General features: G+C 71.0%; 11 protein-coding genes. 7 read left to right on the forward strand and 4 right to left on the reverse strand.

Going from position 1 to position 14,773, the window contains the following annotated elements; all coding sequences use genetic code 11:
- Positions 1–26: 26 nt before the first annotated feature.
- The 6 genes from leuS (at position 27) to OG607_RS30220 (ending at position 9,833) form a co-directional block, all read left to right on the forward strand.
- The gene (gene leuS / locus OG607_RS30195) at positions 27–2,882 is read left to right on the forward strand and encodes a leucine--tRNA ligase (protein WP_405730208.1); all 2,856 of its coding nucleotides are present in this window, start codon (positions 27–29) and stop codon (positions 2,880–2,882) included.
- A 146-nt stretch (positions 2,883–3,028) separates the two neighbouring features.
- Complete coding sequence (locus OG607_RS30200) at positions 3,029–3,631, forward strand: hypothetical protein (RefSeq protein ID WP_405730210.1); 603 nt, start codon at positions 3,029–3,031, stop codon at positions 3,629–3,631.
- A 68-nt stretch (positions 3,632–3,699) separates the two neighbouring features.
- Complete coding sequence (locus tag OG607_RS30205; protein ID WP_405730212.1) at positions 3,700–4,545, forward strand: DegV family protein; 846 nt, start codon at positions 3,700–3,702, stop codon at positions 4,543–4,545.
- A 70-nt stretch (positions 4,546–4,615) separates the two neighbouring features.
- On the forward strand, positions 4,616–5,380 hold the full coding sequence (locus OG607_RS30210) for a helix-hairpin-helix domain-containing protein (RefSeq protein WP_405730214.1): 765 nt from the start codon (positions 4,616–4,618) through the stop codon (positions 5,378–5,380).
- Positions 5,377–7,860 (forward strand): ComEC/Rec2 family competence protein, encoded by a 2,484-nt coding sequence (locus OG607_RS30215; RefSeq protein WP_405730216.1) that lies wholly within the window; start codon positions 5,377–5,379, stop codon positions 7,858–7,860. Before OG607_RS30210 ends, OG607_RS30215 begins: the two co-directional genes overlap by 4 nt.
- A 125-nt stretch (positions 7,861–7,985) precedes the next feature.
- Complete coding sequence (locus OG607_RS30220; RefSeq protein WP_405730218.1) at positions 7,986–9,833, forward strand: bifunctional metallophosphatase/5'-nucleotidase; 1,848 nt, start codon at positions 7,986–7,988, stop codon at positions 9,831–9,833.
- Positions 9,834–9,885: 52 nt separating this feature from the next.
- Here the strand turns inward: OG607_RS30220 and OG607_RS30225 are convergent, their stop codons facing one another.
- From OG607_RS30225 to OG607_RS30240, 4 genes are all read right to left on the reverse strand, one after another.
- Positions 9,886–10,350, reverse strand: coding sequence for a pyridoxamine 5'-phosphate oxidase family protein (locus tag OG607_RS30225; RefSeq protein WP_405730220.1), 465 nt, complete (start codon positions 10,348–10,350; stop codon positions 9,886–9,888).
- Between the two features lie 76 nt (positions 10,351–10,426).
- Positions 10,427–10,903, reverse strand: a complete 477-nt coding sequence (locus OG607_RS30230; RefSeq protein ID WP_405730222.1) for a VOC family protein — start codon at positions 10,901–10,903, stop codon at positions 10,427–10,429.
- A gap of 80 nt (positions 10,904–10,983) precedes the next feature.
- A complete protein-coding gene (locus tag OG607_RS30235) occupies positions 10,984–13,356 on the reverse strand; it encodes a hypothetical protein (RefSeq protein WP_405730224.1) in 2,373 nt (790 codons plus the stop codon).
- A 137-nt stretch (positions 13,357–13,493) separates the two neighbouring features.
- Complete coding sequence (locus OG607_RS30240; protein ID WP_405730226.1) at positions 13,494–13,745, reverse strand: hypothetical protein; 252 nt, start codon at positions 13,743–13,745, stop codon at positions 13,494–13,496.
- 40 nt (positions 13,746–13,785) lie between these two features.
- On the opposite strand from OG607_RS30240, the gene holA reads away from it, so the two are divergent.
- Positions 13,786–14,769: a DNA polymerase III subunit delta gene (holA, locus tag OG607_RS30245; RefSeq protein ID WP_405730228.1), complete on the forward strand. Its 984-nt coding sequence runs from the start codon at positions 13,786–13,788 to the stop codon at positions 14,767–14,769.
- Positions 14,770–14,773: the final 4 nt, after the last annotated feature.

Consider the following 14,773-nt stretch of genomic DNA (forward strand, 5'->3'; position numbering starts at 1 on the left):
ATGACATCGATGGAGTACCGAGGACGATGAGCGAGACCACCTCCGCCGCCGAGACGGCCGCGCCCCACCGCTATACGGCAGCCCTGGCCGCCGACATCGAGAACCGCTGGCAGGACTTCTGGGAGGCGGACCAGACCTTCGCCGCCCCGAACCCCACCGGCGACCTGGCCGGGGACGAGGCGCTGGTCGCCAGGCCCAAGGCCTTCGTCATGGACATGTTCCCGTACCCCTCGGGCGCGGGACTGCACGTGGGCCACCCGCTGGGCTACATCGCCACCGACGTCTTCGCCCGCTACCGGCGCATGACCGGCCACAACGTGCTGCACACGCTGGGCTTCGACGCCTTCGGCCTGCCCGCCGAGCAGCACGCGGTCGCCACCGGCACCCACCCCCGGGTCTCCACCGAGGCCGCCATCGACAACATGCGCCGCCAGCTGCGGCGGCTGGGGCTGGGCCACGACAAGCGGCGCTCCGTCGCCACGATCGACCCGGACTACTACAAGTGGACCCAGTGGATCTTCCTGCAGATCTACAACTCCTGGTACGACGAGCAGGCGGACCGGGCCCGCCCCATCGCCGAGCTGATCGCCGCCTTCGCCGACGGCTCCCGCCCGGTCCCGGACGGCCGTGACTGGGCCTCGCTGAGCACTGCCGAGCGCGAGGCCGTGCTGGGCGGCTACCGGCTGGCGTACGCCTCGCAGTCGCCGGTCAACTGGTGCCCGGGCCTGGGCACCGTCCTGGCGAACGAGGAGGTCACCGCCGACGGCCGCTCCGAGCGCGGCAACTTCCCGGTCTTCAAGGCCAACCTGCGCCAGTGGAACATGCGCATCACCGCTTACGCCGACCGGCTGATCTCCGACCTGGACGCGCTGGACTGGCCCGAGGCCATCAAGCTGCAGCAGCGCAACTGGATCGGGCGCAGCGAGGGCGCGCGCGTCGACTTCGCGGTGGACGGCCACGACGAGCCGATCACCGTCTTCACCACCCGCCCCGACACCCTGTTCGGCGCCACCTACATGGTGCTGGCCCCGGAACACCCCCTGGTCGACACCGTCGTCCCGGCCGCCTGGCCCGAGGGCACCAAGCAGGCCTGGACCGGCGGCGCGGCCACCCCGGCCGAAGCCGTCGAGGCGTACCGCAAGCAGGCCTCCTCCAAGTCGGACGTCGAGCGGCAGACCGAGGGCAAGAACAAAACCGGCGTCTTCAGCGGCGCGTACGCCGTAAACCCGCTGAACGGGGTGAAGATCCCGGTCTTCGTCGCCGACTACGTCCTGATGGGCTACGGCACCGGCGCGATCATGGCCGTCCCCGGCCAGGACGAGCGCGACTGGGAGTTCGCCGCCGCCTTCGAGCTGCCCGTCATCCGGACCGTCCAGCCCCCGCAGGGCTGGGAGGGCGAGGCGTACACCGGCCAGGGCCCGGCGATCAACTCCGCCAACGACGACCTGGACCTGAACGGCCTGGAGATCGCCGAGGCCAAGCGCCGCACCATCGCCTGGCTGGAGCAGCGCGGCATCGGCGAGGGCACCGTCAACTTCCGGCTGCGCGACTGGCTGTTCAGCCGCCAGCGCTACTGGGGCGAGCCCTTCCCGATCGTCTACGACGAGGACGGCACCGCACACGCCCTGCCCGAGTCGATGCTGCCCCTGGAACTGCCCGAGGTCGAGGACTACTCGCCCCGCACCTTCGACCCGGACGACGCGAACACCGAGCCCGAGACCCCGCTGTCGCGCAACGAGGACTGGGTCAACGTCGAGCTGGACCTGGGCGACGGACGCGGAGTGCGCGCATACCGCCGCGAGACCAACACCATGCCCAACTGGGCCGGTTCCTGCTGGTACGAGCTGCGCTACCTGGACCCGCACAACAGCGAGAAGCTGGTCGACCCCGGGATCGAGCAGTACTGGATGGGGCCGCGGGAAGGCCGGCCGCACGGCGGCGTGGACCTGTACGTCGGCGGCGCCGAGCACGCCGTGCTGCACCTGCTGTACGCGCGCTTCTGGTCCAAGGTGCTGTTCGACCTGGGGCATGTGTCCTCGGTCGAGCCGTTCCACAAGCTGTTCAACCAGGGCATGATCCAGGCGTACGTCTACCGCGACAGCCGCGGCTTCCCGGTGCCCGCCGCCGAGGTCGAGGAGCGGGAGGACGGCTACTTCTGGCAGGGCCAGGCGGTCAAGCGCGAGCTGGGCAAGATGGGCAAGTCGCTGAAGAACGCCGTCACGCCGGACGAGATCTGCGCCGAGTACGGTGCCGACACGCTGCGCCTGTACGAGATGGCGATGGGCCCCCTGGACGTGTCCCGGCCGTGGGACACCCGGGCGGTCGTCGGCCAGTACCGGCTGCTGCAGCGGCTGTGGCGCAATGTCGTCGACGAGGCGACCGGCGAGGTGACGGTCGCCGACGGCGTCGAGCCGGACGAGGCGACGCTGCGCGCGCTGCACAAGACGATCGACGGGGTGACCGGCGACCTGGCGGGGCTGCGCTTCAACACCGCCATCGCCAAGATCACCGAGCTGAACAACCACCTGACCAAGGCGGGCGGCCCGGTGCCGCGCTCCATCGCCGAGCCCCTGGTGCTGCTGATCGCCCCGCTGGCCCCGCACATCGCCGAGGAACTGTGGCGGCGGCTGGGCCACACCGGCTCCCTGGCGCACGCCGACTTCCCCGTCGCAGACCCGGCGCTGGTCCAGGACGAGGCCGTGGTGTGCGTCGTCCAGATCAAAGGCAAGGTCAAGGCCCGGCTGGAGGTTCCGCCGGCCATCGCCGACGCGGAGCTGGAGGCGCTGGCGCTGGGTGACCCGGCGGTCGTCGCGGCGCTGGGCGACGCGGCCGTGCGCAAGGTGATCGTGCGCGCGCCGAAGCTGGTCAACATCGTCACGTAGGGATCAACATCGTCACGCAAGGTTCGTAACCCTTAGGGGCATGTTGGGGGTTCTCCCGGAACCCCTGGCATGCCCCGAGCGTTTACCGTGGACCTACGCACGCCGCACAGCAGAGCTGAGCAGAAGAGCTGAGCAGAGGAGCCGTCGTGGAAATCGCCGTCGCCGTGATCCTGCTGCTCTTCGCGTCATTCGTCACGGTGGGCGTCGTCGCCACCGTGCGGACCGTACGGGCCGTGAAGCGCGGCGTCGAGCGCACCGGCCTGCAGGCCCGGCGGATGGTCGAGGACACCACGCTGCGCGCGCGCAGCATCGCCCAGCCCGGACCGGCGGGCCGCCTCGCGGAACTGCGTCTCTCGCTGCGCACGTCCATCGTCAGTACGCGTGAGGCGCTGGAGTCCGAAGCCGCGTCCGACCCCTCGCTGAGCGAGGCCGTGGGGCTGCTGTCCCGGCTCCGCAGCCACGCCAGGCAACTGGACGCGGAACTGCGGCTGCTGGAGCGCGAGCCCGACCGCGAGCGGCTCACCGCCCGGCTCCCCGAACTGGAGGAGCGGACGCGGCGGATCACCCACTCCGCCGACTCGCTGCGCTGGGCCGCCCAGGACCGCGCCCGGCAGTTCGCCGACGACGACCTCGCCGCGCTGGGCCGGGACATCGACGTCGAGGCGGGGGCGCTGCGGCACTGGACGCAGGCGGCGCCGGCACCGGCGCCCGCGGCGGCCCCGGCTCCGGAGTCGAAGCGCCTCGCTTGATCATCTGCTGATCATCCGCGAGGACCCCGTACTGTCCTCGGACCCCAACCGCGGGTAACCTCCCGCACATGTCCTCCCATGTCGCTATCGTCACCGATTCCACGGCCTACCTGCCGCAGGAGGCTCTGACCCGGCACCGGATCACCGTGGTGCCGCTCGTGGTGGTGATCGGCGACGAGGCGCTCGAAGAGGGCACCGAGGTCTCCGCCCCCGCTGTGGCGCGCGCGTTGCAGCGACGAAAGCCGGTGACCACCTCCCGGCCCGGCCCCGCCGAGTTCGCCGCCGCCTACCGCGCCGCCGCCGAGTCCGGCGCGGAGGCGATCGTCTCCCTCCACCTGTCCGCCGAGTTCTCCGGCACCTACGACGCCGCCCTGCTGGCCGCCGCCGACGCGCCGGTGCCGGTGCGGGTGGTGGACACCGCGATGGTTGCGATGGCGCTGGGCTTCTCGGTACTGAGCGCGGCGGAGGCGGCGGAGGCGGGCGGTTCCTCCGACGACATCGTCGCGGCCGCCGAGAAGCGGGCCTCGGACACCTCCGCGTACTTCTACGTCGACACCCTGGACTACCTGCGGCGCGGCGGCCGCATCGGTGCGGCACAGGCACTGCTCGGATCCGCGCTCGCCGTCAAGCCGTTGCTCCAACTCTCCGAGGGCCGCATCGAGTTGATGGAAAAGGTCCGTACGGCCTCCAAGGCCGTCGCCCGGCTGGAGGAGATCGTCGTCGAGCGGGCCGGCACCCGGCGCGTGGACATCGCCGTCCACCATCTGGCCTCCGCCGACCGGGCCGCGGCTCTGGCCGAGCGCCTGCGCGGCCGCGTTCCCGGGCTCGACACGCTGGTGTTGAGCGAGGTCGGCGCGGTGATCGGTGCGCATACGGGGCCGGGGCTGCTGGGCGTGGTCGTGTCACCGCACTGAGTCCGGCGAGTTATCCACAGGCTCAGATCAAGATCATCTTTGTGGTGTCAACTTCCTTACCGTCAATTGCATGGCAACTCTCACCGCACACAAACACCTTGACGCGGCCGACACCGTCCGGGCCCGCGCCGCCACGCTCTTCGACCGGCCTCCGCCATCCGCGATCGTGGCCGAGCCCGAACCCGAGCCCGCTGTGTCTGTTGCGCCCTCCAGCGTGGCCAGAGCGCGGGACTGGGCGTACGTACGGTGCGGCCTGGAGCCGAGGACGGTGGCCGCGCTCGCGGTGCTGCTGATCGCGGCCGTCGGGTTCGCGGCGTACCACTTCTGGGCGAGCAGTCCGGCGACGGTGGCCGTGCCGGGAGTCTCGCCGCAGCCGTCGCCGGGGCCGCCGCCGGGGCCACCGACGGTCATCGGGGCCGCGAAGGCGGGCAAGGCCGTACTGGTGGACATCGCGGGCAAGGTGCGCAGGCCGGGCGTGCGCAAGCTGCCTGCCGGATCCCGGGTCGCAGACGCCGTCAGAGCGGCCGGCGGCGCCCTGCCGGGCACCGACACCAGCGCACTGAACCTCGCCCGGATCGTCGCCGACGGCGAGCAGATCCTCGTCGGCGCCCCGGCTCCGCCCATGGCCGGCACCGGGCCCGGCGCTTCGGTCAGCCTGAGCACCGCCACCCCGGAACAGCTGGAAACGCTGCCCGGCGTCGGCCCCGTCCTTGCCCGCCACATCGTCGACTACCGCACCCAGCACGGCGGTTTCACCTCCATCGACCAGCTCAACGAAGTCACCGGCATCGGCGACCACCGCTTCGCCGACCTCAAGCCCCTGGTCACCCCATGACCACCCCGACCCCGCGCTCCGCCGTCCACGCCGCCGCCGCGTCCCCCCGCGGCGCCTCCAACCCCCACCAGGACGGACCCCCCGACCTCCGCCTCGTACCGCCCGCGCTCGCCTCCTGGGCCGCCACGGCCTGGGCGCTGGCCGCGCCCGGGGGAACGGTGGCCTGGGCATGCGGGGTGGCGGCGGCGGTGGCGGCGGTGGCGCTGACCTGGCTGGCGTGCGGGCAGGCGTTCCGTGGAGGCGTAACGGGTGGGCGTCCGTGGCCGACCGTCGGCCGGGCCGCGGCAACCGCACTGCTCTGCGCCGCCGCGACCGCCGGTGCGGCCGCCCTGCACGCCGCAGACCTGCACCGCGGCCCCGTGCCCGGCCTGGCCGCCGAACACGCCCGCGCGACGGTGGAGTTGACCATCACCGGCGACCCGAGAACCATCCGCCCCCGGGTCCGGGGCGCGGCCCGCGCACCCGCCGCCGTGGTCGTGGACGCCGAAGCGATCCGGGTCACGGCCGGGGGAGCGGTGACGGCCGTCCGCACCCCGGTCCTGCTCATCGCACAGCAACCAGTGGGCCCATGGCTGCGGTTGCTGCCGTCGACCCAGGTCACCGTCACCGCGCGGCTCGCCCCGCCGGCGCGGCCCGGTGACCGGGTGGCCGCTGTGCTGTCCGTCCATGGCCCGCCGAGGGTGACCGGGCAACCGACGGCGACCCAGCGCACGGCGGGACGGCTGCGCGCGGGGCTGCGGGCGGCTACCGAGGGCCTGCCGGCTGACGCGCGGGCGCTGCTGCCGGGCCTGGTGGTCGGGGACACCTCCCGGGTCACGCCCGAACTGCACGACGCCTTCGAGGCGACCGACCTGCTCCACCTCACGGCCGTCAGCGGCTCCAACCTGGCGATCATCCTCATACTGCTGATCGGCCCGCCCGGCCGGGCGATCCTGGCCGAACGCGGCGGTCTGGCACCCCGGTTCGGCATCCCGCTCCGGGCGACGGCCGTGCTTGGCGGGGCCCTGACGCTCGCCTTCGTGATCGTGTGCCGACCCGAGCCGAGTGTGCTGCGGGCCGCCGCCTGCGGACTGGTCACACTGCTGGCCATCGGCACGGGCCGCCGCCGCTCCCTGATCCCCGCCCTGGCCGCCGCCGTGCTGCTGCTCCTGCTCTACGACCCGTGGCTGGCCCGCAGTTACGGTTTCCTGCTCTCCGTGCTGGCCACCGGCGCCCTGCTCCTCCTCGCCCCGCGCTGGAGCGAGGCCCTCCAGCGCCGCAGGGTGCCGCCCCGCCTCGCGGAGGTCCTCGCGGCGGCGGCCTCCGCGCAGGCGGTCTGCGCGCCGGTCGTCGCCGTACTGGCCGCGCACGTCAGCCTTGTGGCGGTGCCGTGCAATCTGCTGGCCGAACTCGCCGTGGCGCCCGCCACGGTGCTCGGCTTCGCCGCTCTCGCGACGGCGCCCCTCGCGATGCCCGCCGCCAAGGCCCTGGCCTGGCTGGCCGGCTGGCCCGCCGGGTGGATCGCGGCCATCGCCCGCCATGGCGCCGCCCTGCCCGGCGCCACCGTCGCCTGGCCCGGCACCTGGCTGGGCGCGGCCCTGCTCGCGGCGCTCACCGTGACAGCCGTACTCCTCGGCCGCCGCCTGCCGCGCCACCCGTGGCTGTACGGGGTCGCCGCGCTGCTCCTGCTCCTGGCAGTCCTGCGCCCCGTCCCACTGCCCCGAGCTCTCACCGGCTGGCCCCCGCCGGGCTGGCGGATGGTCGTCTGCGATGTCGGCCAGGGCGACGCCCTCGTCCTGTCGGCCGGCGACGGCACCGGCACCGCCGTCGTGATCGACACCGGCCCCGAGCCCGCCCCCGTCGACCGCTGCCTGCGCCGGCTCGGGATCACCACGATCCCGCTGCTCGTCCTCACCCACTTCCACGCCGATCACGTCGACGGGCTCCCCGGCGTCCTGCGCGGCCGCACGGTCGCCGCGATCGAGACCACGACCCTCGACGAGCCGCCCGGACAGGCCGCCTTCGTACGCCGTCAGGCCGCCGCCGCCCACATCCCCCTCATCCGCGCCGCCGGCGGCGAACACCGCCGCCTCGCCGCCCTGGACTGGCAGGTCCTCTCAGCCGGCCTCGGCGACGACCCCAACGACGCGAGCGTCACCCTGCTCGTCCGCACCGCCGGCCTCACCCTCCTGCTCCTCGGCGACCTCGAACCCGCCGCCCAGCAGCGCCTGATCACCGCAGTCCCCGACCTCCCCCGCGTCGACGTCCTCAAGGTCGCCCACCACGGCTCCGCCTACCAAAATCCCACCCTCCTGGCCCGTCTCCATCCCCGGCTCGCCCTCATCTCCTGCGGCGCCGGCAACCCCTACGGCCATCCCTCCCCCCGCACGGTCGACGCGCTGCGCGCCCAGGGCGCGACGGTGCTGCGCACGGACCGGGACGGGCCGATCGCGGTCACGGGCGACCGGGAGGCATTACGCGCATCGCTTTCACATGGCTGACACCGTCAACGGCCCCGCGTATGCGCTCTCTTGACCTGCCGGAAATGTAAAAGGCCTTACGCGGGTGGCCCCCGAGGTGTAAGTCTACGCGCGTTACAGCTTTGAACCCCGGCCTCGGAGGCGTAATGCCCATCAACCGCAGAGACTTCATCAACCGCTCAGCCGCGACCGGTGCGGGTGTCGCACTGGCCGGTACGGCCGGCGTGGTCGCCGCGCCGCAGGCGGTCGCCGCCGAGGCGAAGGGCAAGGACAAGGGCAAGGACTGCGGCGCCCCGAAGACGTACTCGTTCTCGATCCTGGGCACGACGGACCTGCACAGCCATGTCTTCAACTGGGACTACTTCACGGACAAGGAGTACACGGACTCCAAGAACGACGACATAGGCCTGGCGAAGGTCTTCACCCTCGTCAAGCAGGTCCGTGAGGCGAAGGGCCGCAACCGCACGCTGCTGGTGGACGCCGGCGACATCATCCAGGGCACCTCGCTCGCGTACTACTACGCCAAGGTCGACCCGATCACCGGCACCAACGGCAAGCCGGGCCCGATCCACCCGATGGCGGCCGCCATGAACGCGATGCACTACGACGCGGCGGCGCTGGGCAACCACGAGTTCAACTACGGCATCCCGCTGCTCCGGGTCTTCCAGGAGCAGTGCAAGTTCCCGCTCCTCGGGGCCAACGCGCTGAACGCGAAGACCCTCAAGCCCGCCTTCCCGCCCTACGTCATCAAGCAGATCCAGGTGCCCGGCCGCCCGCCGATCAAGGTCGGCATCATCGGCCTGACCAACCCCGGCATCGCGATCTGGGACAAGGACAATGTCTCCGGCAAGATGGTCTTCCCCGGCCTCGTCGAGCAGGCGGCGAAGTACGTCCCCAAGGTGCGCGCGCTCGGCGCCGACGTGGTGTTCCTGACCGACCACTCGGGCCTGGACGGCTCCACCTCCTACGGCGACGCGCTGCCGTACGTCGAGAACGCCTCCAACCTGGTCGCCGCGCAGGTCCCGGGTATCGACGCGATCTTGGTCGGCCACACCCACGTCGAGGTCGCGAGCTACACGGTCGCCAACGAGACCACCGGCAAGAACGTCGTCCTGTCCGAGCCCTTCTGCTGGGGCAAGCGGCTGTCGGTCTTCGACTTCGAGGTCGAGTTCAGCAAGGGCAAGTGGGAGGTCACCTCGGTGACTTCCGGTGTGCTGAACGCCAACACGGTTGAGGAGGACGCCGAGATCGTCGCGCTGCTGAAGGCGGACCACGACAAGGTCGTGGCGTACGTCAACCAGACGATCGGCACCTGCACCGAGGAGATGTCGGCGGTCGACTCGTGCTGGAAGGACACGGCGATCATCGACTTCATCAACTTCGTCCAGGCCGAGACCGTCAAGGCCGGCCTGTCCGGCGACGACGCCGCCCTCCCCGTGGTCTCGGTCGCGGCCCCCTTCAGCCGCACCGCCGACATCCCGGCGGGCAACGTCAGCATCAAGGACGTCGCCGGTCTCTACATCTACGACAACACCCTCTACGGCAAGAAGCTCACCGGCGCCCAGCTCAGGGACTACCTGGAGTTCGCCGCCGCGTACTACAACCAGGTACCCGCCGGCACCGCCGTGGACACCGCCACCCTCACCAACAGCGTCACCGGCGGCGTCACGCGCTGGGACTACACCTACGACGTCGCGCTGGGCCTCACCTACGAGATCGACATCGCGCAGGCCGCCGGCTCCCGAATCAAGAACGTGCAGTACAACGGCGCCGCCCTCGACGACACCCAGGTCTTCGTCGTCGCCGTCAACAACTACCGCGCCTCCGGCGGCAGCGGCTACCCGCACATCGCGTCCGCCGAGATCGTCTACAACGGTGGCCAGGAGATCCGCCAGCTGCTGATCGACTACCTGGTCGCGGCCGGCGAGCTCGACCCGACGGTCTTCTTCACCGACAACTGGAAGCTGACGCAGGCCGGTGTCTCCGTCTTCTGATCAGCGGTAAGCAGTAAGGGGCCCGCGCCATGGCGCGGGCCCCTCTCCGGAATCAGAGCAGCCACACCCCATCCCGCATCAGATCCCGGTCCCGCATCTCGGCCACCGTCCCCCACGCCTGCATCCACTCCGGGCGCACCGCGTAGTAGACGTACGACGGCCCGTCCTCCCGTGGATCCCATCCCTCCGCCTTGGCCGCGAACGCGTCCCCCACCCCCTCCGGTAGGTCCTCGCGCCGCACCACCCGCGCCGTCCCGTCGATCAGCACCAGATCCCGCGTGTCCCCCAGAGCCAGCCGCGCCCGCCCCGGACCCGACGGCCCCAGATTCCGCCCCGTCGGATTCGTCTCGCGCGTCGCCAGCCAGACCTCCGCCCCGTCCCACCAGAACGCCAGCGGCACCATGCAGGGCACGCCCTCGGCGTCCGCCGTGGCCACCCATACGTCGACGTCGTGCTCCAGCCGGCGCAATGCCTCGTGGTGCCGCTGCCGCGGTGTCCGTGCCGTGGAAGTCGTCATACGACGGGACGCTAGCCGCGCGGCAGCGGCCGCACATCGGCTGCGAGTCGTAGGGCCGAGGTCCTAGCCCTCACCCTCACCCCTCGTAGGCGTCCAGCAGCCCCTGGATGTCGATCTTCTTCATCCCCAGCATCGCCTTCATCACCCGCTGCGACTTCTCCGGGTCCGGATCCCCCAGCAGTTCTCCCAGCTTCCTCGGGTTGATCTGCCACGACAGCCCGAACCGGTCCTTCAGCCACCCGCACGGGCCCTCTTCGCCGCCGTCCTCGGTGAGCCGCGCCCAGTACCTGTCCACTTCCTCCTGGGACTCGCAGTCCACCGAAAAGGAGACCGCCTCCGTGAACTTGTACTCCGGCCCGCCGTTCAGCGCGATGAACTGCTGTCCCGCCACCTCGAACGTCACGGTCATGACCGTCCCCGCCGGCAGCGGCCCCGCGTCGCCGTACCGCTGCACATCCACGATCCGCGAGTCGTCGAAGACGGAGGTGTAGAACTCCGCCGCCTCCTCGGCCTGGCTGTCGAACCACAGGAAGGGCGTGATCTTCTGCTGCATGACGTCGTCTCCTTCGGTGACCGGGAACGCTTTGCCTGTCATTGAGTAGGACCGCGCTCGCCGCCGAAAGTCATCGCTGCTCATCCGCCTTCGCTCTCACCCGTGAAACCGGCTGTCATCCCGACGGCTCCGACCAGGGAGACAAGCGCGAGCAGCAGGGCGATCGAGTTCTGGGCGGCGGTGTGCCCGCTGAGCCTCACCAGAAAGACGTCGGCGACCGGCTCCTGCCCGTCCACACCGTGCTCGTGCGAGGTCACGCACTCGGAGAACGCGGATATCCGTCGCTTGAGATCGGCGATTCGGGTGAAGGAGGAGTCGGAGAAGGCCGGCCAGGGAGGTCGGTTGGCCCCGCGCCTCAGACGCTGCCTGCACACATGCGTGTCGTTGTTCTCCAGCGTCCACAGGAAGGGAGGACAGAAGGTGAGCATGAAGCCGGCGAGGAGGGTGCCCACCGCCGCCCACCGCTCGGGCGCAGAGGCCGGAATGTGCGTGAGGACGGTTTGCGGAAGCCAGCCGAGAGTGAGCCAGAGGACGGACAGCAGGAACGCATCCTGCGCGACGCTCTTGGCCGGGGGATAGTCCGTCCAGTAAGCCCGCCCGCCGGCCACGTACACCGCCGAGGTGGTGGATACGACGAGTACGAAGACCAGGACGGCGCAGCACAACCACACTGACAGCGACTGCCCCACATGGGCACTGCGACCGCCCGGCCGGATCAGGCCCGTCAAGGACCAGTAGGTGGTCACCCCGACGGCAAGGGCGACGGCCGCGACGGCGGAGCGGGAAGCAGGCGTCAGCTTCGCGACATGCAGCCAGGCTCCGTTGCCCAGCATGCCCTCCGTCGCGAACAGTGCGATCATGACTGCCTGCACCACGGCCAGGCCGTTGAACGTGCCCTCGCGGGCTATGCCGGTACCCACGACGACGAACACGAGCGTGCCGCCGACGGCGCAAACCCAGGCCGGTGTGTCGGTCCTCGGCGGTGCTTCTCTGTGTGCCCAGTCCCGATGCGGCCTGGAGGCGGTGGACAGGGTCCTGGCGATCAGGGCCGCCACCAGGACGGTGATTCCCACGGCGCTGGACACGACCTTCCATCGGATCCCGGCGCCGCCCGGGTGCCATCCCAGCGACGGAGCCAGGGAGATGGAGAGCACCAGCATGGCGGAGAACGCCGCGAGGCTGTAACTGGCGAGCCTGATCCACACTCTCTGCGCGGCCTCTGACTGGGCGGGGCTCGCCTGCTGCCCCTGGGATCGGCCTGTCGGATCGCCCTCGATCCGCATGAGCTCGGTGAAGTCGGACTTGAAGTACTGGAAGAAGACGCCACCCAGAACCGCGCCGACGACCGTGAGAATGAATCCGCCGGTGATGTATTCGTCCCCCGCCCGCTCGCTGATCCAGGCGGCGAACATGGATGACAGGAGCAGGCACGTGGAGATGCCGGCGGCCATTCCGTATTCCCCGGTCACCGGTGACTGGCGGGGCATGTGGGTGACGTTCGCCCGGAGCCAGCGCAACGCGACGGCTCCGGCGGTCGCGGGGAAGGCGGCAGCGACCGTCACCCAGAGCTTGTCCGAGTGCGTGGTGGAGACGTACACCGTCGTGGCACCGAAGAGGCCGCACACCCCCAGAGCCTCCACCGCGGAGACGTGACTGCCGGGCTCCGTCGTCGCGGTCAGCCCCAGTCCCGAGAGGACGGCGCTGACCAGTGCGGCATAGGTGAGGGCACTCATATGCGGATGGGCGAGAGCGAAGACCACCGTGAAGACGGTGAGAATCAGGGCGACGACGAGCGTGTTGACGTACGCCGGCCCCGAACCGCCGCGGAAGAGGAACATCGCGGCGATGACGACAGCCGCGGCGATGGCCATGACCGTCAGTGAGACCGTACTCCCGGCAGTCGCCTTTCCTCTCGTTCCGTCCAGGACCCCCAGGTATCCGTACCCGGCCATGCAGGCCAGCGCCACGCATGCCCACGACGAGGTCAGTGCTTTCCTGACGACTGCGGTCTCCGCGCGGCGCAAGTGCACTGCGAGGTCGGCGCCCAGGCCCGCGAAGGCGGCACTGGCGAGGACGAGGAAGGCCGCGTGGTACTTCCCCGCCGCGTCGAAGTAATGAGGTCTGGGATTCGTCCAGTTGAGCCCCGGATGGTCGTCCAGGAACCAGGTCAGGACCACTGCGCAGCCGAGAGCGGCGCCCACCAGGGCCACGACGGCGACGGTTCCGCGCCTGCTCGGTGGCGTCGGCTCGGCTGCTCGTAACCGCAGGGTCAGAACCCGCAGGCAGAGCGCCAGCAGGGGGAGGAGCAGCCCGTCACCCCACGTGGCACTCCGGAAGACGTAGAGGCCGGGAAGTCCTGATGGATGCTCCCCGAAGCTCCAGAAGAGCCGCAGCGCGACATACCCGGAGCTGAAGATCGTCAGAGGCCAGACCGCAACCTGCCATTTGGTCATCGAGATCCCCCGAAGTCAGACGAAGTCAGACGAAGTCAGACGAAGCCAGACGATCGCCCACGATGCGCGGAGCCAGTTCTATCGCTCTTCCCGACATGCCGCACCGATTACCGCAAAATGCACGGCCTGGACAGGCCCTAGCCCTCTTCGACCCAGCCGCCGTACTCCTCGGCGAGGGCGAGCAACGCCGCCGCTTCCAGCTCCAGTTCTGTGGCGTCATCGTCGTCGTATTCGATGACGACGAGCCACTGGGCGTCCTCGGCATCGTCCTCGCCGGCGAGGGCGTCGCGGACGAGCTGGGGGAGGCGGGGCAGGGTGAAGCGCTCGGTGGCTTCTTCGGCGACTTCCTCCGCCGCATCGCGGTCGGGGAGTACGAGGATGTGGTTCACCGGGACATTGTGTCCGAGGCTCGTGGGATGCTGGTCGGCGATGGCCAGGAAAGCGTCTGAAGATGATCTGCTCGCTCCGCTCACGCTTGCCGTGGGACAGGAGGATCTGCTGCTCGACCGCGTGGTGCAGCAGGTGGTGGCGGCCGCGCGGGCGGCGGACGCGGATACGGATGTGCGGGATCTGACGTCGGACGCGCTGCAGCCGGGGACGCTGGCGGAGCTGACGAGCCCGTCGCTGTTCGCGGAGCGCAAGGTCGTGATCGTGCGGAACGCGCAGGACCTGTCGGCGGACACGATCAAGGATGTGAAGAAATACCTCGACGCGCCCGTCGAGGAGATCACGCTGGTGCTGCTGCACGCAGGCGGGGCCAAGGGCAAGGCGTTGCTGGACGCGGCCCGCAAGGCGGGGGCGCGGGAGGTGGCATGCCCGAAGATGACGAAGGCGGGGGACCGGCTGGCGTTCGTGCGGGGGGAGTTCCGGACGCTGGGGCGCTCCGCGACGCCGGAGGCGAGCCAGGCGCTGGTGGACTCGATCGGGAGCGATCTACGGGAGCTGGCGAGCGCGTGCGCGCAGCTCGCGGCGGACGTGGAGGGCACGATCGACGTGGCGGTCGTGGCCCGGTACTACACCGGCCGGGCCGAGGCGACCGGCTTCGAGGTGGCGGACCTGGCGGTGACCGGGCGTACGGCGGAGGCGCTGGAGCGGCTGCGCTGGGCGCTGGCGGTGGGGCAGCCGCTGCCGGGGATCACGTTCGCGCTGGCCAGCGGGGTGCGGGCGATCGGGAAGCTGGCGAGCGCGCCGCGCGGGGCGAACCCGGGCCAGCTGGCGCGGGAGCTGGGGATGCCGCCGTGGAAGATCGACCGCGTCCGGCAGCAGATGCGCGGCTGGACCGGCGACGGGGTGTCGGTGGCGCTGCGCGCGGTCGCCGAGGCCGACGCCGCCGTCAAGGGCGGCGGCGCGGACCCGGCGTACGCGCTGGAGAAAGCGGTCGTGGCGATCGCGAGGGCCTCGCGGGCGCGTTAGGCCC

Source organism: Streptomyces sp. NBC_01537, from assembly GCF_045040445.1.
Classification (GTDB): Bacteria; Actinomycetota; Actinomycetes; order Streptomycetales; family Streptomycetaceae; genus Actinacidiphila.